The 23,030-nt window shown below is 51.7% G+C and carries 21 protein-coding genes and 1 riboswitch; of the genes, 20 read left to right on the top strand and 1 reads right to left on the bottom strand.

Translation table 11 applies throughout. The features are described 5' to 3' along the window. The 11 genes from JMF85_RS21595 (at position 1) to JMF85_RS21545 (ending at position 11,248) form a co-directional block, all read left to right on the top strand. Positions 1-1,170, top strand: coding sequence for a sugar ABC transporter permease (locus tag JMF85_RS21595; protein ID WP_236595947.1), 1,170 nt, complete (start codon positions 1-3; stop codon positions 1,168-1,170). Positions 1,171-1,195: 25 nt separating this feature from the next. Beyond that, complete coding sequence (gene iolG / locus JMF85_RS21590) at positions 1,196-2,200, top strand: inositol 2-dehydrogenase (protein WP_054795417.1); 1,005 nt, start codon at positions 1,196-1,198, stop codon at positions 2,198-2,200. 94 nt (positions 2,201-2,294) lie between these two features. After that, positions 2,295-3,293 (top strand): LacI family DNA-binding transcriptional regulator, encoded by a 999-nt coding sequence (locus tag JMF85_RS21585; RefSeq protein WP_201318875.1) that lies wholly within the window; start codon positions 2,295-2,297, stop codon positions 3,291-3,293. 39 nt (positions 3,294-3,332) lie between these two features. Then, positions 3,333-3,977: a pyrophosphatase PpaX gene (gene ppaX, locus JMF85_RS21580; RefSeq protein ID WP_127606492.1), complete on the top strand. Its 645-nt coding sequence runs from the start codon at positions 3,333-3,335 to the stop codon at positions 3,975-3,977. Positions 3,978-4,265: 288 nt separating this feature from the next. After that, positions 4,266-5,300 (top strand): zinc-binding dehydrogenase, encoded by a 1,035-nt coding sequence (locus JMF85_RS21575; RefSeq protein WP_308645031.1) that lies wholly within the window; start codon positions 4,266-4,268, stop codon positions 5,298-5,300. Between the two features lie 286 nt (positions 5,301-5,586). Next, positions 5,587-5,748, top strand: coding sequence for a GapA-binding peptide SR1P (locus JMF85_RS28445; RefSeq protein WP_269103646.1), 162 nt, complete (start codon positions 5,587-5,589; stop codon positions 5,746-5,748). A 168-nt stretch (positions 5,749-5,916) separates the two neighbouring features. Beyond that, complete coding sequence (gene thiM / locus JMF85_RS21565) at positions 5,917-6,729, top strand: hydroxyethylthiazole kinase (protein WP_054798912.1); 813 nt, start codon at positions 5,917-5,919, stop codon at positions 6,727-6,729. Between the two features lie 69 nt (positions 6,730-6,798). Next, positions 6,799-6,937: riboswitch (cyclic di-AMP (ydaO/yuaA leader) on the top strand. A gap of 167 nt (positions 6,938-7,104) precedes the next feature. Continuing rightward, positions 7,105-7,449, top strand: a complete 345-nt coding sequence (locus JMF85_RS21560; protein WP_127606490.1) for a hypothetical protein — start codon at positions 7,105-7,107, stop codon at positions 7,447-7,449. A gap of 80 nt (positions 7,450-7,529) precedes the next feature. Next, positions 7,530-8,132, top strand: coding sequence for a DedA family protein (locus JMF85_RS21555; RefSeq protein ID WP_127606488.1), 603 nt, complete (start codon positions 7,530-7,532; stop codon positions 8,130-8,132). 118 nt (positions 8,133-8,250) lie between these two features. Beyond that, positions 8,251-9,654, top strand: coding sequence for a diguanylate cyclase domain-containing protein (locus JMF85_RS21550; protein WP_201318874.1), 1,404 nt, complete (start codon positions 8,251-8,253; stop codon positions 9,652-9,654). Between the two features lie 211 nt (positions 9,655-9,865). Next, positions 9,866-11,248 (top strand): FAD-dependent oxidoreductase, encoded by a 1,383-nt coding sequence (locus JMF85_RS21545; RefSeq protein ID WP_201318873.1) that lies wholly within the window; start codon positions 9,866-9,868, stop codon positions 11,246-11,248. 226 nt (positions 11,249-11,474) lie between these two features. Here JMF85_RS21545 and JMF85_RS21540 read toward each other — a convergent pair whose 3' ends face one another. Continuing rightward, the gene (locus tag JMF85_RS21540) at positions 11,475-12,152 is read right to left on the bottom strand and encodes a GntR family transcriptional regulator (protein ID WP_201318872.1); all 678 of its coding nucleotides are present in this window, start codon (positions 12,150-12,152) and stop codon (positions 11,475-11,477) included. Between the two features lie 466 nt (positions 12,153-12,618). Here JMF85_RS21540 and JMF85_RS21535 point away from each other — a divergent pair, with 466 nt between their 5' ends. The 9 genes from JMF85_RS21535 to JMF85_RS21495 all read left to right on the top strand — a co-directional run bounded on the left by JMF85_RS21535 (position 12,619) and on the right by JMF85_RS21495 (position 22,971). Next, positions 12,619-13,683: a sugar ABC transporter substrate-binding protein gene (locus JMF85_RS21535; protein ID WP_201318871.1), complete on the top strand. Its 1,065-nt coding sequence runs from the start codon at positions 12,619-12,621 to the stop codon at positions 13,681-13,683. A 227-nt stretch (positions 13,684-13,910) separates the two neighbouring features. Beyond that, positions 13,911-15,458 (top strand): sugar ABC transporter ATP-binding protein, encoded by a 1,548-nt coding sequence (locus JMF85_RS21530; protein ID WP_141334598.1) that lies wholly within the window; start codon positions 13,911-13,913, stop codon positions 15,456-15,458. Positions 15,459-15,490: 32 nt separating this feature from the next. Then, positions 15,491-16,522 carry an ABC transporter permease gene (locus JMF85_RS21525; protein WP_127606480.1) on the top strand — a complete coding sequence of 344 codons (1,032 nt, stop codon included), beginning with the start codon at positions 15,491-15,493 and terminating at the stop codon, positions 16,520-16,522. 143 nt (positions 16,523-16,665) lie between these two features. Beyond that, entirely contained in the window at positions 16,666-18,327 is a 1,662-nt protein-coding gene (locus tag JMF85_RS21520; RefSeq protein ID WP_201318870.1) for a GMC family oxidoreductase, read from the top strand. 19 nt (positions 18,328-18,346) lie between these two features. After that, entirely contained in the window at positions 18,347-19,054 is a 708-nt protein-coding gene (locus tag JMF85_RS21515; protein ID WP_141334602.1) for a gluconate 2-dehydrogenase subunit 3 family protein, read from the top strand. 200 nt (positions 19,055-19,254) lie between these two features. Beyond that, a complete protein-coding gene (locus tag JMF85_RS21510; RefSeq protein WP_054798927.1) occupies positions 19,255-20,766 on the top strand; it encodes an aldehyde dehydrogenase in 1,512 nt (503 codons plus the stop codon). Between the two features lie 140 nt (positions 20,767-20,906). Continuing rightward, positions 20,907-21,569, top strand: a complete 663-nt coding sequence (locus JMF85_RS21505; RefSeq protein WP_141334604.1) for a GntR family transcriptional regulator — start codon at positions 20,907-20,909, stop codon at positions 21,567-21,569. A gap of 56 nt (positions 21,570-21,625) precedes the next feature. After that, positions 21,626-22,630 carry an amidohydrolase family protein gene (locus tag JMF85_RS21500; protein ID WP_127606472.1) on the top strand — a complete coding sequence of 335 codons (1,005 nt, stop codon included), beginning with the start codon at positions 21,626-21,628 and terminating at the stop codon, positions 22,628-22,630. A gap of 17 nt (positions 22,631-22,647) precedes the next feature. Beyond that, positions 22,648-22,971, top strand: a complete 324-nt coding sequence (locus tag JMF85_RS21495; protein WP_054798920.1) for a NifU family protein — start codon at positions 22,648-22,650, stop codon at positions 22,969-22,971. Positions 22,972-23,030 lie beyond the last annotated feature (59 nt).

The raw sequence follows: 23,030 nt of genomic DNA, 5'->3' as shown, positions 1-23,030 counted from the left end.
ATGGAACATAAACTGGCCGCAGCTCCGGGCACTCCTGCAGGGCAGCTGACGAAAAAAATCGATATCCGTTCGTATGCGATGATTGCGGGATTAATTATTTTATGGATCATCTTTTCCGTATTAACGGACGGAACGTTCCTTAGCGCGCGCAACATTTCCAACCTGACCGTACAAATGTCGGTGGTCTCGATATTGGCTACCGGAATGGTGCTTATCATCGTAACCGGGAATATCGATCTTTCGGTCGGTTCTCTTGTCGGATTGGTCGGCGGGGTTGCGGCAGCTTTAATGGCCTGGGAAGGGTGGGGAACGGTTCCAACCCTATTCGCCGTGCTTCTTTTGGGCGTGATCGTCGGAGGCATCCAAGGCTTTGCGACTGTTTATCTGAATATTCCGTCTTTTATTGTCACGCTTGGCGGTATGATGGTGTTTAAAGGAATATTAATCGGCATAACGAAAGGGATTTCGATCGCGCCGATGAATCCGAGCTATAAAGTGCTGGGCGATCAATATGTAAATAGTTTGTTCGGCCTGATCTTGACGATCATGGCGATTGTTCTCCTAGTTTATTTTACGTTAAAGAAGAGAGGTACCAGGAAGAAAAACGGTCTGGAGCTGGAACCGGCCGGCAAATTGGCCGCCCGCTTGATTTTATTTACCGGTTTGATGGTCATTTTCTATCTCTCGATGCACTCTTACAAAGGCTATCCCATTCCCGTCCTCATCATGCTTGGACTCGTTCTGCTGTTCTCGTTCATTGCAGGCAGCACGAAGTTCGGGCGTTATATTTATGCCATCGGGGGCAATATGCAGGCGGCAAAATATTCCGGTATCCAAGTCAAAAAGATTGTGCTGCTCGTCTTTATGCTGAACGGCTTGGTAGCGGCCATCGCCGGTATCGTCTTATCCGCAAGGCTTAACGCCGGTGCTCCCAGCTCGGGTAATATGATGGAGCTTGACGCGATTGCCGCGGCAGTTATCGGCGGAACGAGTCTGATGGGCGGCCGGGGCAAGGTGGTGGGCGCTATCCTGGGGGCGCTCATTATGGCAAGCCTGGATAACGGCATGAGCCTGCTCAATATGGAAGCTTTTTGGCAGTATATTGTGAAAGGCCTTATTCTGGTATTGGCCGTATGCTTTGATGTCATGACGAAAAATAAGAGCGCGTAAGACGCGTGGAGGGACAGGTGTGGATATGCAGGGAGACATTCGTTGCGCGGCTATCGGGCTGGGCCGCTTAGGGTATTGGCACGCCGAAAATCTTCATACGAAAATCAAATCCGCCAAACTGGTCAAAGTGGCGTCCTCCCGGGCGGAGACGGCAGAAAGGGCGGCAAGGGAGCTCGGGGTCGAGGCATGGACGACGAATCCGGATGATGTGTTTACGGACCCGGATATCGACGCTGTGATCCTATCGACGCCTACCGATACCCATGCCCGATTTCTGAAAACAGCGGCCTTGCACGGCAAACATATTTTTGTGGAAAAGCCGATAGCGAAGTCTGTGGAAGAAGGCCGCGAGCTTGTTCGCTTGGTGGAAGAAACCGGCATTACCTGCCAAGTCGGGTTTATGAGGCGCTTTGATCCGGCCTACGCCGAGGCGAAGAAAAGAATCAATGCCGGCGATATCGGCCGGCCGATCTATTTTAAAGGCGTCAGCCGGGACCCCGTATCTCCGCCGGAGGCGTATATTAAACATAGCGGCGGCATCTTTCTCGATCTTGCCGTCCACGATTTTGACATGGCCCGATACTTAATGGGGTCTGAAGTGCGGTCCGTCAGGTCTATGGGAAGCATTCAGCTTCACGCCTTCATGGGCGAATACGGGGATGTCGATCAGGCGCTAACCTACCTAAACTTCGAATCGGGCGCGGCCGGCGATGTCGAATCGAGCCGGAACGCCGGCTACGGATACGACATCCGGGGCGAGGTGGTCGGGACGGAAGGCACGCTGCAGATCGGCTCCTTGAGGCATCACGATTTGCGCATTTTGGGACCCAAGGGAAGCAGCCACGATATTATTCCTGAGTTTGCGACAAAATTCAAGGATGCGTTTCTGCTGGAAATGACTCATTTTATCGATTGCCTTCGTCACGGACAAAAGCCTTCGTGTACGGCCATCGACGGACTTCGGGCCTTGGAAATTGCCCAAGCGGCTGCCGACGCCTTTCTCTCCAAGGAAGAAACGAGGGTGCTTTGAATTCCTCCATTGCATGATCAAAACCTTTGAAAGTATAATATAATAAAGGGAGTTAAACGTTTTCCTTGAATATATAGAAAATGAGGTTTGTGCAATGGGTATTAATATTTTCGACATTGCTAAGGAAGCCGAAGTATCCATCGCTACGGTATCGAAAGTTGTCAATAATACCGGCAGAATTAGTGATAAAACGAGAAAAAAAGTGTTGGAGATTATCGAAAAGCATAATTATACGCCGAATTCGCTCGCTACGGCTTTAACCGGAAAATTCAGCTATACGCTCGGATTGATCATTCCGAATTTGGCCAACCCTTTTTTTGGGGAAATCGCCAAAAGCGTCGAGGACCGCGCGAGGGAACTCGGTTTCAGCGTGATGATCTGCAGCACGGATTACGATGCGGACAGGGAAGCTTCCTATTTTACACTGCTGCAAAAAAAACGTGTGGACGGAGTCATTATCCTGTCGGGCTTTGAAGACCAGCAAACGATTACGAGAAATCTGGTCAAGCCGAATATGCCTGTTGCTCTGATCGCCCGGGATATTCCGACCATATCCATCAACTCCGTTTCGATCGATGATTTTGTCGGAGGCTATGAAGCAGCCAAACATCTCATAGGACTCGGCCATCGCAGAATGGGGCTTATTGTGGAAAATATCCGGTGCGCCAAGGAAAGGGTTCGCGGCTTCAATCAGGCTCTGGAGGAGCATGATCTGCAGCTTGATGAAAGCCTTGTCCTGCTTGGCGAGGCCACCGTTCCTAACGGGAAAAAGCTGGCTCTGCAGCTGCTGAGCGGGGAGGAACCGCCGACGGCTATATTTGCGACCAACGACCTTCTGGCCATCGGCACGATCCAGGCGGCGAACGAGCACGGACTGAAGGTGCCTCAGGATGTATCCGTGATCGGCTTTGACAACACGATGCTGGCCACGATTACGGACCCTCCGCTAACGACGATAGCTCAACCGATGGAACAGATGGGAAGGCAGATCGTCGATTTGCTTGTTCAGGAATTGAAGGGCGATGTGACGCATAAACAGCGGATTGTGCTGCTGCCGGAGCTTGTAGTGAGAAAGTCTACGGGTTTACGATAAGGGACGGGCCGTAAAATAGATGGAGAAGGTGGGAGGACGTTGTTTACAACGGTTCTTTTTGATTTGGACGGGACAATTGTCGATACGAATGAGCTGATTATCCGTTCCTTTATGCATGTTCTGAAAGACGCTCCCCATGCGGAAAGCTGCAGCCGGGAGTTTATCGCCCAAAGCATGGGGCTGCCATTAAGAGAGCAGCTCGAGGTCTATACAAAGTCAACAGAGGTAGAGCCTTATATAAAAGCTTACCGAGCGTATAACGAGACCCATCACGACCGTTTAGTGAAATCGTTTCCTCATGTGAAAGAGACGTTAGAAGCGCTGCACGAGGCAGGTATCCGGCTAGGCGTTGTGACAAGTAAAATAAAGAAAACGGCCGTGATGGGGTTACAAGCAACCGGACTGCTGCCCTATATGGATACGCTTGTTACGGAAGAAGACGTCCAAAGAGGGAAACCGGACCCGGAGCCGATTCGGAAGGCGCTTGCCTTGCTGGATGCCTCCCCGGAGCATACCTTGATGGTCGGCGACAGTCACTATGACATTTTGTCCGCCCGTGGCGCGGGAGTAGCTTCCGCCGCGGTCTCTTGGTCGCTCAAGGGAGAAGCGTACTTGAAAACTTTTTCTCCCGATTTTGTGATTCGGGATATGAGGGAACTGAAACGGATCGTTGGCGTCGAATAGTGTCCGGCAGTTTCCGAATAAATAAACGGAAGTATTGACACAAATGCGCAACCATGGTATTTTTTTCTTGTATAAATTTTGAGTTATTCATCTCACTATCGGTGCGAGGCGGCAGCACATTCGACTGGAAGCAGGTGCGCCGGAAAGCGTTGGACCGAAGAAGAAGCATTGCCATAACATATTCGGGAAGCCCGGCAGTCATGCTGGGCTTCTTGAGCAAACGCGTAGTGCTGCCCGCCGCGATTGGCCTGGACGTTCTGCAGCCTGAACATACCTGAGGAGGAAACAATGATGAAAGCGCTTGTACTGGAAGGTGCCAAAAATTTGATCCTGAGGCAAGTCGAAGATCCGAAGCCGGCGGAAGATGGCGTTCTGCTGAAAGTTATGGCGAATGGCGTATGCCGAAGCGATCATCACTTTTGGGAAAGCGGTCTCGTTCCCGTTAATATTCTCGGCCATGAATTTAGCGGCGTTGTGGAAGAGGTAGGCAGCAAAGTGACCCGGTTTAAGAAGGGCGATCGAGTCACGGTGCCGTTTTCCGGAAGCGAAGGCTCTTGTCCGCATTGTGTAAGCGGCCATTCCCATCTTTGCGATTCGCTCTTGATGCCCGGCTTAACGTATCAGGGCGGCTACGCCGAATATGTGGCGGTTCCTGTCGCTGACCGGAATATGATCCATTTGCCCGAAGAAATCAGTTTTGCCGAAGCATCGGCCCTGGGCTGCCGATTTATTACCGCTTTCCACGGCATCGTGGACCGGGTTCAGGTGCTTCCCGGCGAGTGGGTTGTTGTTTACGGCTGCGGAGGGGTAGGTCTATCGGCGGTCAATATCGCCTCCGCTATGGGGGCGAATGTGATCGGCGTGGACATCAACGATGCCAACCTCGATTTGGCGAAGCAAATGGGAGCCGCTTACACGGTCAACAGCAGGACGACCGATCCGATTGCAGCCGTCAACGAAATGACACAAGGCGGAGCGGATGTGTCGGTAGACGCGCTCGGGCTGTCGCAGACGGCGGTTAGCGCGATCAGAAGCTTGCGCAAGCGCGGCCGGCATCTTCAAATCGGCATGACGTCGAAGCAGGATGCGGGGGCCATCGCGATTCCGGTCGATGAGATGATCCTGAAAGAACTTTCTTTCATTACGAGCTTCGGCATGCCGGCGCATCGCTATCATGCTGTACTGCCCCTCGTATCCAACGGGAAATTGACGCCGGGGAAAATGGTGACGCGAGAAGTTTCGCTTTCCGAGGTGAACGGCATATTCGAGGAAATGAGCAGCTTTACAAATACGGGAACGTATGTCGTCACCAAGTTCGGGTAAAGCGGCGTTGGCCGGCAGCTGCCGGTATAGTCGTGTTGGCGGGCGCCGGCAATGCAGGTCAAACTCGGCGAGTTGTGAGCAATAAAGGAAGATTTTCTGCTATTCCGTGTGTACTTAATGAAATTACAACCTGAATTAAATATTTTATTCGAGATTATCGTTAAATATAACGACATAAATAAGAAGAATAGTGTATAATAAATAGGAATAACATGTTATTGAAAAGGCGAATGCCAGCTTGGCTGCCGAGCTAATCCGACTTCATGAAAGAAAGGATGGATCATGCATGGAAAACTCCTCGATTAGCGTAGACCTGGGTGTAATCTTGTGTAAGCATTGCGCTGAAATTATTGGCACGTTCGATTCCGAGAAGGTGACTACGTATTATTCGGATTGCCAGGAGCCGGACTGCTTGGAAACGAGAAAGAACACCAATAACCAACAATGAAAGCTATCGGGAAAGCTCTGCAACATGATCAAACCTAACGGGATTTGAAGCTCTCGCGGGTGTATGGCGGGGGCTTCTTTATTTATATCTGTGCGCTCGTATAAAGCGCTTGGCAAACCATCCGCGATATGAGATAGTATCATGTAACCGGAAGAAGGGGATGGGGTAATGAACGTTCAATATTTCGCGGATATTCTTGATAAGGTGCGGATCCATAAACCGCTCGTGCACAATATTACGAATGTAGTCGTAACGAATTTCACGGCGAACGGCCTGCTGGCCTTAGGAGCATCGCCGGTTATGGCATATGCTCACGAAGAGGTTGCAGAGATGGCGCAAATCGCCGGCGCCCTCGTCTTGAATATAGGCACGCTGGACGACCGTATCGTTCACGCCATGCGGATCGCGGGGCAATCGGCGAACGCGCATGGCGTTCCGATTGTTTTCGATCCGGTGGGAGCCGGGGCGACGGCATATCGCACGGAAACGGCCCGTTCGCTCATGAAGGAGCTGCGGATCTCGGTACTTCGAGGCAATGCTGCGGAAGTGGCTAACGTCGTCGGGAAATCGTGGAGCATTAAAGGCGTGGACGATGCAGGCAGTGCGGCCGGGGAAGTGCCTGCGCTTGTCCGGCAAGCGGCGCGGGCGATGAGCTGTGTCGTCATCGTCACAGGCCGTGACGATTATGTGAGCGACGGCGAGGCGACGTATCGGGTGAGCAATGGTACGCCGCTGCTGACCCAAGTGACCGGAACAGGCTGCTTGCTGACTTCGGTGGTCGGCGCCTTCCTTGCGGTGGAGAACGATCAAGCGGCTGCTGCTGTGGCGGCATTGGCTTATTATGGGGTTGCCGCAGAGCGAGCGGTCCAGATCGCCGGCTCCGACAATCCGGGCAGTTTTCAGATCGAATTGCTGAATCAGCTGCACAAGACGGATGGCGAAGTTGTACGTCGGCAGGCGAAAATAACTCGCGTGGAGTAAGCGACCGGAACAACTTCTCAATGAATTTCAAGATTTTGGATTATTGACTTGCGAATAGCAGTTTTGTATGATGAAATCACGCTTAATTTCCGGTTTACACGAAACCGGAAAGCGGGGGAACCAATGAAATTGGGGCGAATCATTCCATGTAGGGAACCATCTTTCCCGAGCCCGACAGCTAACCTCGTCAGCAGTAGATGGGTCAAATTGTGTATGTATGCAGACTTGCATCGTTGACCCGTGAATCCGGGTCTTTTTGTGCTCCAGACCCGTCGCAGTCCAGGACGATAAGCGCTAGATGATAGCGCATCCTGGCTGGATTCGGGTCTTTTTTGTTTTTATGATAACATCATAGCTTAAGTAAGGAGGATCATGATGCTCCAGCGAATTACTTCTTCCCACCTGCAAGAACTGACAGATGTTCAAAAAGAATACCTGCGAAACCATTGGATACCACAAGAAGGCGAATATATAGCTATGGGTGACCACGAAGAGATGATTTATTACTTGAACGGGGTCGAGAAGCATAAAGCGCTTCCATTATTAACGATCGGACAAATGTTAAGCTACTTAAATAAACATGACCATTCCGTCCGTATTCAACATGTTTCCGGAGAATGGGTCGTGCAGACCTCTATGATTGAAACGAAGGCTATTGAATTAAGTCATGCTTTATGGGAAGCGTTTAAATCGGTTTTGGACAAGAACACAACACGATGATGTTGTGTTCTTGTTTGTATGAGACCTGAAACCGTCGATTTTTTTTCGCGTATTGCTAAGGAAACAAGATGAGGTGAGTAATGGAACAGATATTATTGGAGTTTATTGGCTATTTCAAACAATTATCGTACATAGGCGTCGTTTTGGCGCTGACGTTCGAGTTTGTTCCGGCAGAGCTGGTTCTTCCCCTCGTCGGTTATTGGGTCTATGAAGGGGATATGAACTTGGGGCTGGCTATTCTGGCAGGGACAGTCGGAGGGGTAACAGGACCCTTGACTCTATACGCATTAGGAAAGTATGGGGGGAGGCCGGTGATAATAAAGTTTGGCAAGTTCTTTTTTATACGGACGAAAGAGATCGATAAGGCCGAACGATTTTTCCATAAGTATGGGGCGGGCGTAGCTTTTCTGGGCCGGTTTATCCCGGGGGTTCGGACCGCTGTTTCGCTTCCGTGCGGCATGGCCAGAATGAGTGTCTGGAAGTTCTCGTTATTTACGTTTTGTGCCATGCTGCCTATAACGAGTTTATACGTTTATCTTGGGTACAAGCTTGGTCCCAATTGGCACGAGGTCGGGGAGCTGGCGAAGGGGTATTTGTTCCCGGTTGCCGCCGTGATTGTGGCCGGTCTTCTCGTTTATTCAGCTGTGAAATTATTCAATCGCAATAAAGAAAGAACGACGTAGGAGACGAAAGACGGTGTGGTTTTTGAATGGTAAAATTTTAACGGGCATGGAGGATGCGGATGGTTCATGTCGAATATGTGAGTAATTATTTTACCTTCACGGAACTGAGATGGTGCCCATGTTAGAACATATAAAAGATAAGACAAGTGATTACCTGCTGACATTAATTCAAATCATGCCTGATATCATTGTTTTTAAAGACGGTAAAGGGGCATGGGTTGAAGCGAATGATGCTGCGCTGCAGTTATTTGAGTTAGACCGTGACGCGTATAAGGGGAAAACAAATCTTGATTTTCAACGTTCTAAGCCGCATATGGAAGAGTTTTTTCATACATGCGAAGAAACCGACAATGAAGCCTGGAGACGAGGCAAAACGATTCATTTTGAAGAAAAATTCAAGCGTTCCGACGGCTCGACCGTAATTATCGAGTTTATTAAAGAACCTGTTATGGCCGAGGATGGTCGGCGGGAGTGGTTAATTGTTGTCGGCCGCGACATTACTGAACGAAAGTTAATTCAAGATCATTTGAACGAGCAAAATGTGGTTCTGGAAATGGTTGCCAAAGGCAGGCCGCTACAAGATATTTTAGGTCACATTATTGAATTTGTAGAGAAGCAAACAGAGGCTGTTTGTTCCATTCTGCTGCTTGATAACGATTTATTAAAACATGGAATGGCTCCCCGTCTTCCGGCTTCTTTCTTGCGGGCTGTAGACGGCATACGAATTGGACCGGACATGGGTTCTTGCGGAACCGCCGCCTATTATAACAAAAATATTATTGTATCTGACATTGAGAATGATCCGTTATGGCGGGATTTCCGCGAGATTGCGCTGGATCACGGGTTTCGGGCTTGCTGGTCTGTCCCCTTTACGGATAAAGACAATCAGGTGATCGGAACATTCGCTATCTATTACAAGACTCGAAAATCTCCCGAAACCAGGGAACTCCAAATGATCGAGCGTTCCGCTTATTTAATAGGGCTGGTAATCGAACGTAATAAAGCGGAAGAAACCATTCGAAAATTGGCATTTTTCGATTCCTTAACTGAACTCCCCAACCGTAAATCGTTTCAACATATCCTTGAAAAGACGATGGCCGAAGCCAAACAAAAAAATCAATTGTTTGCCGTGCTTTATCTGGATTTGGATGGATTCAAATTCATTAATGACTCGATGGGTCATTCCGTCGGCGATCTTCTTCTGCAGCGTGTGTCCCAGCGCTTACAAGATCTTGTATCGAATAAAGGGATTGTTTCACGTCAAGGCGGTGACGAATTCACCATCCTACTGCCAAATACGTCAAAAGCGGAAACGGAAGCTTACTGCCAGAAGATTATGGAGGCATTGAATGCACCCTTCCGTATTCAAGATCATGATCTGTATATTTCAACAAGCATTGGGATCAGCATGTTCCCGTTTGATGGAGAAACGATAGAAGCATTGGTAAAAAATGCGGATATGGCGATGTATCATGCGAAGAGGCAGGGCAGAAATCACGGAATGCCTCGCCATGAAGCTTGACCGAGCCGCAAAAACATGAAGAAGCCCCTCTTCGGATGGGGCTTCTTCATGTTTTTGGGCTGAGATGTGTAAATATAAATATTGACAATTCATTGATAACGCTTTAATATACATGTATACAAGACGTTATACATGTATACAAGTGCTCCGCGAGGAGCAGCAATCAACCGACACTTCTACATATCGTAAAACTTTCAGAGGAGGGATTGTTATGCAAGTGCATGATCAATGGGATGTCATTGTGGTTGGCGGGGGAACGGCGGGGGCGCCGGCAGCTATTGCGGCAGCTAGAAACGGGGCCAAAGTACTTGTGGTCGAAAAGAATGGTTACCTGGGCGGGGCTTCAACTTCTGCACTGGTGTCGCCGTATGCGAACCATTATGACGCTCATGGCGAACCGACGATAGCCGGTCTTTTTAAAGAAATACTTGACTCCTTAAAGGAAATGGGAGCATGCCATGGTCCTATCCGCCCCAAGGAAGGGAACCCGCCTTGGGGGAAAAATCCCGTGATTACGCCTTTCGATGATGAATACCTGAAATTTGTGTTAACGAAGATGGCCAAAGATGCCGGAGTGAGCTTTTTATACCATACCTTGTTGAAGGATGTATGGGTTGAGGATGGCGTAGTGAAAGGCATTACGGTGTTTAACAAATCCGGCGCTCATACTTTATTCAGTAAAGTCATTGTCGACTGCACCGGGGACGCCGACGTCGCTGTGAAAGCGGGCGCCAAAACGGTAAAAGGCCGGGAAAGAGACGGGGAAAAAATGCCCGTCACCGTGTACTGCCGAGTCGGTAACGTGAATGTCGACCGGGTCGAAGAAGAAATCAAGAGAAACCGGGACAATTTCAGATGGTACGCGATAGGCAGTGCGGAAGGAGAGCTTCCTGCCGGCAGCCAGCGTAAACAGCTGTTTTGTTCAGGATTTTGGCAGGAAATAGCTGCGGCTAAAGAAAACGGCGAATATAACATAGGCAGAGAAACCTTGAATTTGTTTACAAACGTAAGGGAAGGCGAAGTTACCGTTAATGCTACCCGCGTTAATTTCATAGATGGGACCAATGCGTCTGAAGTTACAGCTGCAGAGGTGGAGCTGCGATACCAGACGATGTCGGTTGTAGATTTCTTAAGAAAACGAGTGCCTGGTTTTGAAAAGTCATTCCTCATCAAGACGGCCAACGAAGCAGGCATTAGGGAAACCCATAGAATCATCGGCGAATATATACTCACGCAGGAGGATGTCGTGAAGGGTACAAGGTTTGATGATGTCGTGGCGCGCGGTGGATATGCTATCGATATTCATAATCCCGGAGATTCGAAGAGCACCTGGATCCAGGTTGACGATAGCTACGATGTACCCTATCGCGCGTTATTGCCTGTTGAACTGGAAGGCTTGCTGGTCGCCGGCCGTTGTATTTCCGCTACGCATGAAGCGGCTGCTGCCGTCCGAGCGATGCCATCCTGCGTGGCAATCGGCGAGGCTGCAGGAACTGCGGCTGCTCTCGCCACGACGAAAGGGCTTACTCCGAAAACAATCGATGTCCAGGAATTAAAACAGGTGCTAACTCAAAATGGCGTTTTACTTGCTTGATGCCGGCTGCTCTTATTCATCACGTTCATCTCCTATGATGGAGATCATCTTCGATCGGGCTGCTGACCAAGGTCAGCAGCCGTTCTTTATTATTGGGGATAACGATCGGCGGGGCTTTGTTCATCATCTGAGAACGCATCAAAAAGGGACCCTCGAGTTTTTCTCGACGATCCCTTGCTGAAGGTGCTTTGTTGTCTTTTTCAAACGGGACGATTTGCCTGCTGAATTAGAACATCGCTTTCAATATTTCCTTGGTCGTTGTGAAATGCTGACGTAAAATTTGAACCGCCAATTCGTTATCGCCTTGCTTGAGATGAGTCAGAATCTGGGAGTGGTCATCCTCCAGGTTTTGGGCCAGCTTGTAGTTTGTTTTGGAGTACAGGCTGTACCGGGATATGGTGTCCTGAAGCGAATCGACAAACTGCTTTAATTTGTTATTTTGTAAGGCGGAAATGATGGTGAGATGAAATTCCGAATTGGTTTTATGAAGCTCCTGCAAGTTTTCCTTTTCAAGGTGGACCTTCGCCATTGTAACGCAATTTTCCAGCTGTTGGATAATTGCGCTGTCGTCTGCTGTAATTTTGCGGAGGGCCTCCGCTTCCACGATCAAGCGTATGTCATAGATTTCTTCGATTTCCTGAATCGTCGGGATCGATACAATCACTTTACGGCCTGAAAGTACGGAAACCAGATTTTCGTTTTCCAAGCTGCGAAGGGCTTCCCGAACCGGGGTACGGCTCACCGATAATTTGTTAGCAATCAGATTCTCGCTCAGCAGCTGTCCGGGCTTTAAATTTCCGTTCAGTATCGCCTTCTTTAAGGTTTGATATACAACTTCTCGCAAAGGCAGGTAGGCAGGGAAGTCTTCAAGCGCTTCCAGCATGATTTCTTCTTGTAGAACCATTTCGTTCATTCCTTTGGTCTTTATAATAATTTCATTACTCAAATTCTAGTCGTATACTTGTATACATAGATTATAAACCAGAATCTGAAGTTAATCAATAGCCATCAGCAGGAATTCGTTGCATCGTGGCTAAATGGTTAGGGGGCTGCAGGCGAATTGCGATTGGATACGGCTGCTTAATGGGCGGAAATGAGTTGTGCTGAAGTCGGTTGATGGAAAATATCGCATAAAAACTGGGATATTTGTAGATAAATATATATCTTTCCACATTTAGTTTTCAGGCCTTGACAATGGTATTCACTTGGTATACTATTGTGACAACGCTTACATAAGTCAGAATGCTTGAAAAAAATAAGGCGGGATGGAGGAGCTCAACATGCCGGTTAGGTAGAATTGCCATCGAACGGAAGCTGGCCGATGCCGTCAATGTGGAAGCAAAAAAACTGAATAAAGGGGTGTGGTCCAAATGAAAAAGATGGGTCGTACTGTGTTAGGCTTAGGGCTTATTGCGTTAACTCTCAACGGTTGCAGCCAACCGTCCAGTGCGGGTGTGTCCGGGACAAAGGGAAGCGATAACCTCATCATCGGCTTCTCACAACACCGCATTGCCGGAAGCGATTGGTATAAGATGCTGATTGAAGGGGCCAAAGCTCAAGCCGAGAAACAGGGTGTGACGATCTTAGTAACAGACGCTGGAGGAGATGCAGTCCAACAGAACTCGGATATTCAGAACATGATGAGCAGAGGCGCTAAGGGCATTGTAGTGAATGCGCTTGATCCTCGAGGTATAGCCAATACCGTCAATGAACTGGAGAAAGAGGGCATCCCTCTCGTTGCGGTCAACACCCGTCTTAGCCCAGAGCTTGAGAAGAAGTCATACTGTTTCGTAGCGGAAGATCAGCTGGACACCGCTGCCTCGGCAGGTAAAGAGTTAGCGAGAAAAATCGCGCAGAAATACAGTAAAGACGAGAAGGTCAAACTGGCCGTCATTGGCGGCTACTCCGGCGAAAGTACGACGGCATTACGGCAAGAGGGCTTCCTCAAAGGCTTCAATGGCTACTTCGAAGCGAACCCGGGCTACAAAATTGAAATCCTTCCTATCCGCTATGGCGAATGGCTGCCGGACAAAGCTCGCGTGCCGGTTCAACAAATCGCCACGGCGAACCCCGATTTGAAAGCGGTATTCAGCATGAGTGACGTTATGCACGCCGGCATTGAGCAAGGCTTGCGGGAAGCCGGCGTTCTAGACAAAGTGATTATAGTCTCCTACGATGGCGCTATGGCTCTTGCCAAGAAGATGATGGACGAACCGAATGGTCCTCTCCAAGCGACTGTGTCGAACTCGCCGTACCTGCAAGGTGCAACGGCCGTTCAGATGGCGATAGACGTGGTCAAGGGGAACAAGACGAGCTGTCCGGGCGGAGCCAGATACACGGAAAACGTCCTTATCACCCCAGAAAACGCCAAACAGTTCTACGACCCCAACATCAGCTACTACTATTCCAAAGAATCTCTCACCAAACTTCAATAAAAGTATCCCGAACGGGAACATACATGCAGGATGCAGGAAAAGCCATATGACGAACGGTTAACAAGCGCAGTTTACCGGTGAGGTCGAGAAGGCATAAGACGACAGGCAGAGGATCAATGACTTCGAACGCCGGACGCTCGCTGGACGACGGTGAGCCTGCCGATCATGTGTCAGGCTTCCTTCGTCGAAGCGAGCACTCTCACAGATGTGAAAGGAGGCAGCGTCAAATGGTCGAACAAGAAGAGTTGGCTCTCTCCCTTCGAGGGCTCTGTAAGTCATACTCCGGTATCCAGGTGCTGCACCGTATTAACCTGGATATTCGCCGGGGTGAAATCCACTGTCTGGCCGGCCAAAACGGCGCGGGGAAATCTACGATCATCCGTGCGGTGTCCGGAGTGGAAAGGCCTGATAGCGGCACGATTGAGCTGGAGGGCAGACCTGTACGGTTCAACAATCCGCACGACAGTCAACGCGAGGGGATCTTCACTATTTATCAGGAGCTCAGCCTCGTACCGGGCCTCTCGATCGCTGAAAACATTTTTCTCAGCGACTTACCGCGTGGCGCCGGCGGAGTCTTGAATTGGCGAACGATGCGGGAGCGTGCCCGCGAGGCGCTTGAGTGGCTCGGCATCAACATCGATGTGAATCAGCCGGTCAGCTCGTTAACCACCGCCCAACAGCAGGGCGTTGAACTCGCCAAGGTGCTGCATGTGGCAAAAACGCTCCACGGTCGCCCTCCAATCATACTTTTGGATGAACCGACAGCCACCCTGCCTGCGCAGGACGTTAAACGTCTGCTCCAGGTGCTGAAAAGCCTTCAGAAACAGGGTGTGACATTCATCTATATTTCTCATCGAATGGACGAGGTTTTTGAAATCTGTCAGCGGATCACCGTATTGCGCGACGGCCGCAAGGTGGGAACGTACGAGGTTGATCAAACGACGCCGGCGGACATCGTCCGGGCGATGATCGGGAGAAACCTCGGGGGCTCGCTCTTGGGAGAATCGTTGGGGGGAGGCGAGAAGCCCCGTTACGGACTAGGAGGCGATCCCGGGCATGTCGCACTTTCCGTCGAGAACCTCCATGATGGCTCCGTTCTCCACGATATAAGCTTCAAGCTTCACCGTGGCGAGGTGCTCGGCGTGGCGGGTTTGGTGGGAAGCGGACAGTCGGAGTTGGCCGCTTGCCTGTTCGGCGCACGCGAACGGATAAGCGGAAAGATCACGATCAACGGTCGGCCGACGAAGCTCCGAAGTCCAAGCGAGGCCATCCGCGCAGGGATCGGACTTCTTCCGCAAAGCCGCAAAACCGAGGGCCTTGTGTTGAATATGTCAGTAACTGAGAATGTGACGATGGCCAGTTTATCCGATGTGAGCCGCTATTCGGTGATTAACCGCAACCGGGAGGAGCAGAGCGCTCGGGAACTGGGCCTATCGCTGAACATAAAGATGAGGGGTCCGGATCAAAAAGTCGTGAATCTTAGCGGCGGTAACCAGCAGAAAGTGGTGCTTGCCAAATGGTTGGCCAGCCAAACGAAAATATTGATCTTTGACGAGCCTACACGCGGCATTGATGTCGGGGCCAAAGAGGAGATCTACAAGTTGATCGGGGAGTTCGTGCGTGAGGGAGGATCCGTGCTGCTCATGAGTTCGGAGCTTCCAGAAACGCTTATGTGCGATCGTATTCTAGTCATCGCCCGAGGTCGGATCGTTGGCGAGTTCTTGCACGATGAAGTGGATCCTCACGGCGATGTGGTCATCGCGCAATGCTACTGATACAAGAATACAAGTGAAAGGTGGGGACAGTCATGCAGACGCTGAATAAGTCCAGTAAGGAAGAGACGTCGGTGGTATCGCGGGGGCCGCTGTTCGCTTCATCCGGCATCGTCGATCTCATCAAGCGAAGCTACCTCGTTATTTTCTTGGGTCTGGCTGTGGTGGCAGGAGCGATCGCCTCGCCCTATTTTTTGACCGGCCGCAATATCGAGAACATCATCGTGACTGGAGTTGTTGTTTCGATCCTGGCGATCGGTCAGTTCAAAGTCATTGTCACACGCGGCATTGACTTGTCGGTCGGTTCGATTGCCGCTCTGGGAACGGTGATGGTCGCTGTCCTGCTGCGGCAGGGGCTGCCGATTCCGATCGTCATTGCGTTAACTTTGGCCGTATGCGCTGCAGCGGGTTTGATCAACGGCATTGCTGTCGTTTACGGGGGCATTACACCCTTCATTGCCACCTTCGCCATGCTCAGCATCGCCCGAGGGGTTGCGTATCTCATTCAAGTCGGCACCCTGATTGAGGTCTCCAATCCAACCTACCTGAAGCTATTTACAGGAAGTCTCCTGGGAATACCGAACTCCGTCATTCTGGTTATTGTGGTGATGCTCGTCACTGCCTTTATTATGAAATATACAACCTTCGGCCGCCAGCTGTACGCCATCGGCGGCAACCCCGAAGCCGCCCGTCTCTCAGGGCTGCCCGTCAATCGCAATCTGATCACCACCTATGTCATATCCGGACTGTTCTCAGGTCTGGCGGGACTCATCCTGGCCGCCCAGCTTCAGCAGGGCAGCTCGCTGCTCGCCAAGGGATATGAGCTCAATGCCATCGCTTCCGCGGTAGTCGGAGGGACGTCGCTCTTCGGCGGGACCGGCAATCCGATCAGCGCCGTTATAGGCGGTCTCCTCATCGGCATCATTTCCAACATCATGAACCTGGTCGGCATCCTGCCGGAGCCCCAACTGATCGTGCTGGGATTGGTCATTCTCATCGCCGTATTCTTTACCGGCGGGGAAGGTCCCAAACGGCTTAATAAACTGATTAAATGGTTTCGGCGTTGAGGCGAAAGCGAGAGCGCAGGATTCACTGTCCCGGTTCGGCAGCATTCGTCAAGAACGGATGAAACCGATTACAAACAAGAAGAAGGAAAAGGATAACCTGCCAGAGAATTTATATTGTACATAAATTAGGGAGGGTACGAAGTATGAATTACGCTCATAAGCCAGATCCAGTCGACGTCCTCATCATTGGAACAGGAGCAACCGGCGCAACGGCGGCCAAGGTTTTGACCGAGTCCGGTCTGAAGGTCGTAGCGTTGGAACGCGGTCCATGGTTGAAGCCCGAGCAATTCTCCGGGGATGAACTGAAATTCCTCAACCGGAACTACATTTGGCCGGACGAGAAATTAAAACCGCGTACTTACCGGCCCGATGAGAACGCCCAAACGGTGGTTCGCAGGTTCTCGCCGACTCCCAACCTGGTGGGCGGAGGAACTGTACATATGAGCGGGTGGTTCCCGCGCGCTGCGAAGTCGGATTTCATGCTTCATACCTTGCACGGAGATGTCCCGGGCGCCAGCCTTGCCGATTGGCCTATTACCTACGAAGAGCTCGAGCCGTATTACACCAAGGTGGAGTGGGAGTTCGGCGTATCCGGGAAGGGCGGCTTGAATAAGTACGAGGCACCGCGCAGCAAAGAGTACCCTTGCCCGCCGATGCCGTTGTCCCCTTACGGGAAGGTGTTTCACGAGGCATGCTCCAAGCTGGGCTATAATTCATTCCCGATGCCTCAAGCGGTAATTACGAAGGAGCACAAAGGAAGAAAGCCTTCTAACCACTCCGGGTTCGTGCAGCAGTTCGGCGACCCGACAAGTGGCAGGTCGAGCACCTTGCATACGTTTGTTCCGGAAGCGCTTTCGACGGGGCTGCTGGAACTGCGGCCCGATACTTACGTCCGCGAAATTACGCTGCACAAGGACGGACGCGCCAAGGGAGCCATCTATATCGACGAGAACGGACGCGAGGTCGAGCAGGAGGCCAGCATCGTGATTCTAACCTGCGGGGCCATTGAATCGGCACGCTTGCTGCTTGCGAGCAAGTCGAATTTATTTCCGGACGGACTGGCGAACAGCAGCGGTCAAGTGGGGAGAAACGTGACTTTTCATGAGTACATCTTCGCCATCGGCTTGTTCGATAAGGAAATTCACGACCCGCTTTACGGCTGGGCGGGATCTTATGTGAATGGAGCTTCCATGGAATTTTACGAGACGGATCAAAGCCGGGGACATATTCATGGTTCGCTGATCTGTGCGTCCGGCTTGGGCCTTCCGGTGAACTGGACCTTTCCAGGACGGCCGACCTGGGGCAAGGCGGCCAAGGACACAGACCGGGAGCTGTTTAACCACAGCATGAAGATCGGCGTCCTCGTTAACGATCTGCCCCGGGAGACCAACAGGGTTGAACTGGATCCGGAGGTTAAGGATGCCTGGGGACTCCCGGTCGCACGAATAACGCATACCGCTCACCCTAATGACATCCGTCAAGGGAACTGGCAGGTCGATAAGAACATCGAGATATTGAAAGCGGCCGGCGCGAGCAAGACCATCCCCGTGTACATGGAGGGCATTAACGGCAACACCTGCCATGAGCAGGGCACAGCCCGGATGGGTAACGACCCCTCGAAGTCCGTGTTGAACAAATGGTGCCGGGCGCATGACGTCGACAACCTGTACGTACTTGACGGGAGCTTCTTACCGAACCTGGGAGTCAATCCGACGCTTACGATTATGGCTAACGCTTGGCGCTGCTCGGAATATATCGCCCAGGTGCACGGCAAAGGTCTGGACGTAGCCGTTCAGGCACGATAAGAAAGGATGTGTAGGAGCGATGACTAGCCAAAGCAACTGGGAGATGCTCCCGATTGACGCCAATACCGACGAGCGGTTGTTCTTCGACGAACACCAATGGTTGACCATCGAGGCCGCCACGGCGCGCATCATTCCCACCGATCACGACCCGGGCGCGCGAGAAGCGAATGTGGTGCGGTATATTGACCGCTACATATCCGGTACCGACTACATTTATGCTAACGCCGACGGCAGCGGATTCCTGCAGCTGGCGGGCAAAGACTTCGAAGCCTGGATTACGCGCATGCAGGCCATGCAGGATAAGTACACGGAGGGCGTCCGCGAGCTGGACGAAGTAAGCCGGGAGAAATTCGGCGCAGCGTTCATCGCGTTGACCGAAGAGCAGCAGGATGAGGTGCTGCTTACGCTCTCCGGCGAGCCGCCGGTACAGCCGTTCCTGATAAACGCGGAGGCCGGGGACGAAGACTCGACCGTCGGCGGCGCACCTCCATCCAATCAGCCCGTTTCGGATGAGGGACTGGACTTTTTTCACACGCTGGTCTTTCATACGAGACAAGGCTTTTATTCAGATCCGGTCTACGGAGGCAACAAAGATCATATCGGGTGGAAAGTAATCGGCTTCGAGGGGCCCAAGTCGCTGGCCGAGACTCAAGATGGCAGTCACACCACGAAGGCATTCCTGAACATGAATGGATGGCCCTATTCCCAAGACCCACAAAGTCCATGAGAAGGTCCGGACCATGCTGCGGCGTGCCGGGTTCATCCTCATGCGGCAGTGCTTGGACCAGTGAAGGGCGGTAAACCTTGACCCGAAGAGAAGTGGTAATATTGCCAAAATTTCCTTGATTATGGTATTCAATTGGTATACAATTAAAGTAAAGACACACCCTTTACACTAAACCGAGAGAGGTGAACGAGTTGGGGAAAATGAAGCTGATCGAGGCACCGAAGGCTGTCGATGTTCGTGACTACAAGATGTTTATCGGGGGAGCGTGGGTCGACGCCCGCTCAGGCAAAACCTTCGAGACGATTAATCCTTACACGGGCAAAGTTTGGGCCACCGTACCTGAAGCTGACGCAGAGGATGTAGAAGCTGCGGTTGATGCCGCTCGCCGGGCATTCGACGAGGGCCCGTGGGGGAAGATGACCGGGACGGAGAGAGCGCGGCTTATGCGTCGCTTGGCCGAGCTGATTGCGGATCATACGGAAGAGCTCGCTACCATCGAGAGTATGGACAATGGCAAGCTCCTAAGAGAAACGCGCGGACAGCTCAGCGCGATGTCGGAGTGGTTCTACTACTTCGCAGGCGCCGCGGATAAGATCCAGGGGGAAACCATTCCTTCCGACAAGCCTAATTTCTTCGTTTACACGAGGAGAGAGCCCCTAGGCGTGGTCGGCGCCATTATGCCGTGGAACTCGCCGCTCTTTCTGTTAACCTGGAAACTCGCGCCAGCGCTTGCTTCGGGCTGTACATTCGTAGTCAAATCCGCCGAGCAAACGCCAGCCTCCACGCTGGAGTTCGCGAAGCTTATTCAGGAGGCGGGCTTCCCGGATGGCGTATTCAATGTTGTAACCGGTTACGGCGCCACTACGGGGAGCGCTCTTGTCCGGAATCCTGGCGTGGACAAAATAGCCTTCACAGGCTCTACGGAGACCGGGAAACGGGTGATGAAGGATGCTGCGGAACATATCGCCAAGGTCACGCTCGAGCTGGGCGGCAAGTCTCCGAATATCGTCTTCGATGATGCGGACCTCGATGCAGTGGTCAACGGGGTTGTCGCCGGTATTTTCGCGGCCACCGGTCAGACGTGCATCGCCGGATCCAGACTCATTGTCCAGGAATCCATCCATGACGAGCTGGTCAAGCGGCTTGTTGAGAAGGCCCGCTCCATCAAGCTGGGTAACCCGCTGGAGATGGAGACGGAGATGGGACCGATCGCCTTCAAGGAGCAGCTCGACAAAGTGCAGAGCTACATTAACATCGGTCTGGAAGAGGGCGCCGAGCTGGTTTACGGCGGCAAAGCCCCGTCGGAAGCGGAACTTCAAGACGGCTTCTTCATCGAACCGACGATCCTTACGGGCGTAAACAACAAGATGAGAGTGGCCCGGGAGGAAATCTTCGGTCCGGTGCTCAGCGTGATCGCCGCCAAGGACGAGGAAGAAATTGTACGTCAGGCGAACGATAGCCCGTTCGGCTTGGGAGCCGGTATCTGGACCAAGGACGTTCAGCGGGCACACCGGGTAGCGCACGCCCTGCGCGCCGGCACGATTTGGATTAACTCCTATCGCACCATCTCCTTCAATACGCCTTTCGGCGGCTACAAAATGAGCGGTATCGGGAGAGAGAACGGGCTCGAGTCCATCAAGGAGTACACGCAAGTGAAGTCCGTTTGGGTGGAGCTATCCGGTCAGAGCCGCGACCCTTTCAAGCTGGGCTAGTCATGCCGGTGGTCAGAGCGTCTAATCAACGATGAGCCCGGTTATGATACCCGGTTCAGGCACGGTCTTGAACGATATAGGCTGGGGGGGACGAAATACGGTATACGGAATGGAAATGAAATTGAAGTGAGGTTTTACCTATGAGCATGAGTAAGCAAGAAACGATATATCGTCAGATTCAAGAACGCATCTTGCAGGGCTATTACCAGCCGGGTGACCCGATCATCGAGCGTGTCGTTGCCGAGGAGCTGGGCGCAAGCCGAATTCCGGTCCGCGCAGCGTTGTTGCAGCTGGAGCAAGACGGTTTAGTCACGCTCATACCCAATCGGGGCGCAAACGTCCGGATATTAAGCCCGACCGATCTCAGAGATCTTTTTGTGGCCCGAATGGCGATAGACGGTATGGCGGCGCGCCTCGCTGCGCTTTACATGGATCCGTCCGAGCTGGAGCTGGTGGATAATGAATACCGTCAAATTTTGAACAAAAATGAGGCTCCCGATCCCGAACTCATGGTCTCGCTGGGAAGCGACTTCCATGACAAGATCACCGGCGGGTGCGGTAACCCCGTCATCGCCCGGATGGCGGTATCTATCGCCGACCAGGTGCGTCTCTCGCGTCGGCTGTACTTTCCGCATACTTCATCGGTTCAGATGCTGCGTTTTGCGAATCAGCATATCCGGATCGTTGCGGCGATTCGGGATCGTGACCCGGACCTCGCGGAAAAGCTGATGCGCGAGCATATCGCTGAGACGTACGACCTGTTTCGAGTATCGCTGGATGGCCTCGGATCGAAGCAATTATAAGTCTGTTAGCCTGAACTGATCGATGAAAGATCATATAAATTTGGAGGCGAAGAGATATGAGAAACGGTGCAATCGTTTTCGATGCTGTGGTACATGCAATGGACTTTCGGGAGCAGCAAATGATCAATGACGCTTCGCGAATGGGCAAGGCGTCCATGAAAGGATTCCTCGACTTCACAGGCATCAACGGCCAGCAGGTGTCGTATGCAGGGATCGAGAATCCGCCGGAGTACGAATGGGCGAATAAGAAGCTGTTTGACGAGTCCGATACGGACTTCGCGGTGGTGCAGCCGATTCCGGCCTTCGGAGTCTTCAAGGATGGCATGGCTCCTGTTCGGATAGCGTACGAAATCGCCCAAACGAAGCCCGATCGCTACTTCTTCTGTGGCGCGGTTGATCCTCTCTACCAGGGGCTCAACGGTGCGATGGAAGAGATGGAGCGCCAAGTGAAAGAAATGGGCGCTGTCAGTATCAAGTTCTACCAAGCTCAGACCATCAGGAACTGGTGGAGCGCGGACGACGAGAAAATCGCCTACCCGCTATTTGAGAAAGCTATCGAGCTCGGCATCAAAACCGTGCAGTTTCATAAAGGGCTGCCGATTGGACCTACCCAGCGGGTGGAGCACCTGCGTCCGAACGACCTGCAGCAGGCGGCGTACGATTTCCCTCAGCTGAACTTCGCCATGCACCATTTTGGAGACCCTTACATTGACGAGGCGATCAACATTGCTTCGCGGTTTTCCAACATTTATATGATCATGCCTCTGTGGTTCAACCAATACTTCGTTGCTCCGCGGGCGATGACCGAACTGCTCGGCAAGGCGCTTCTTCACGTTGGCGCGGATCGCATCTGTTACGGAACGGACGCATGGCTGTGGCCGAACGTCCAGTCCTACATTGATATTTTGGATAACTTCAAAATGCCTGAGGACCTTCAGGAAGGCTACGGTTACCCGGATGTCACAGAAGAAATGAAGAAAAAAATATTTGGCTTGAACTATGCCAAAGCATTAGGAATCGACCTGGATGCCAAAGCGCGCGCGATCGGACTTATCAAATAAGGTGAGGAGCAAAGCCTATGAACGAGACTATGTCTACCCACGTTCCGTCGATTAAGGAAATCAATGATTCGATTAAAGATGTCAGAGCGCGTCTGCGGGGACATGCTGGCGATCTCATCATCCATGACATCGACGAAGATGGTGAAGTGTCGATCGAATTCATAGGGGCCTGCAGTGCATGTCCGGCCATTGGTTTTACATACTTGGCTATTGTCGAGCCTGCATTGACCGAAATTAAGGGTGTAAACAGCATTAAAACTCATCAGGTCCATCTCTCACCGGCGTTTCGTAAGCGAATGAGCACATTTACGCAAGGGAGTTCCTCAAGAATAGGCTCTTAGCAGCTGCGGATGAAATCGAAGATGAGCAGGAGCAGGCGGCATGGGTGATCTGCGACCTG

The sequence above is a fragment of the Paenibacillus sp. EPM92 genome (assembly GCF_016586185.1).
Taxonomy (GTDB): domain Bacteria; phylum Bacillota; class Bacilli; order Paenibacillales; family NBRC-103111; genus Paenibacillus_G; species Paenibacillus_G validus.
The sequence above is the reverse complement of the archived record's forward strand: the minus strand, read 5'-3'. Positions and strand labels throughout refer to the sequence as shown.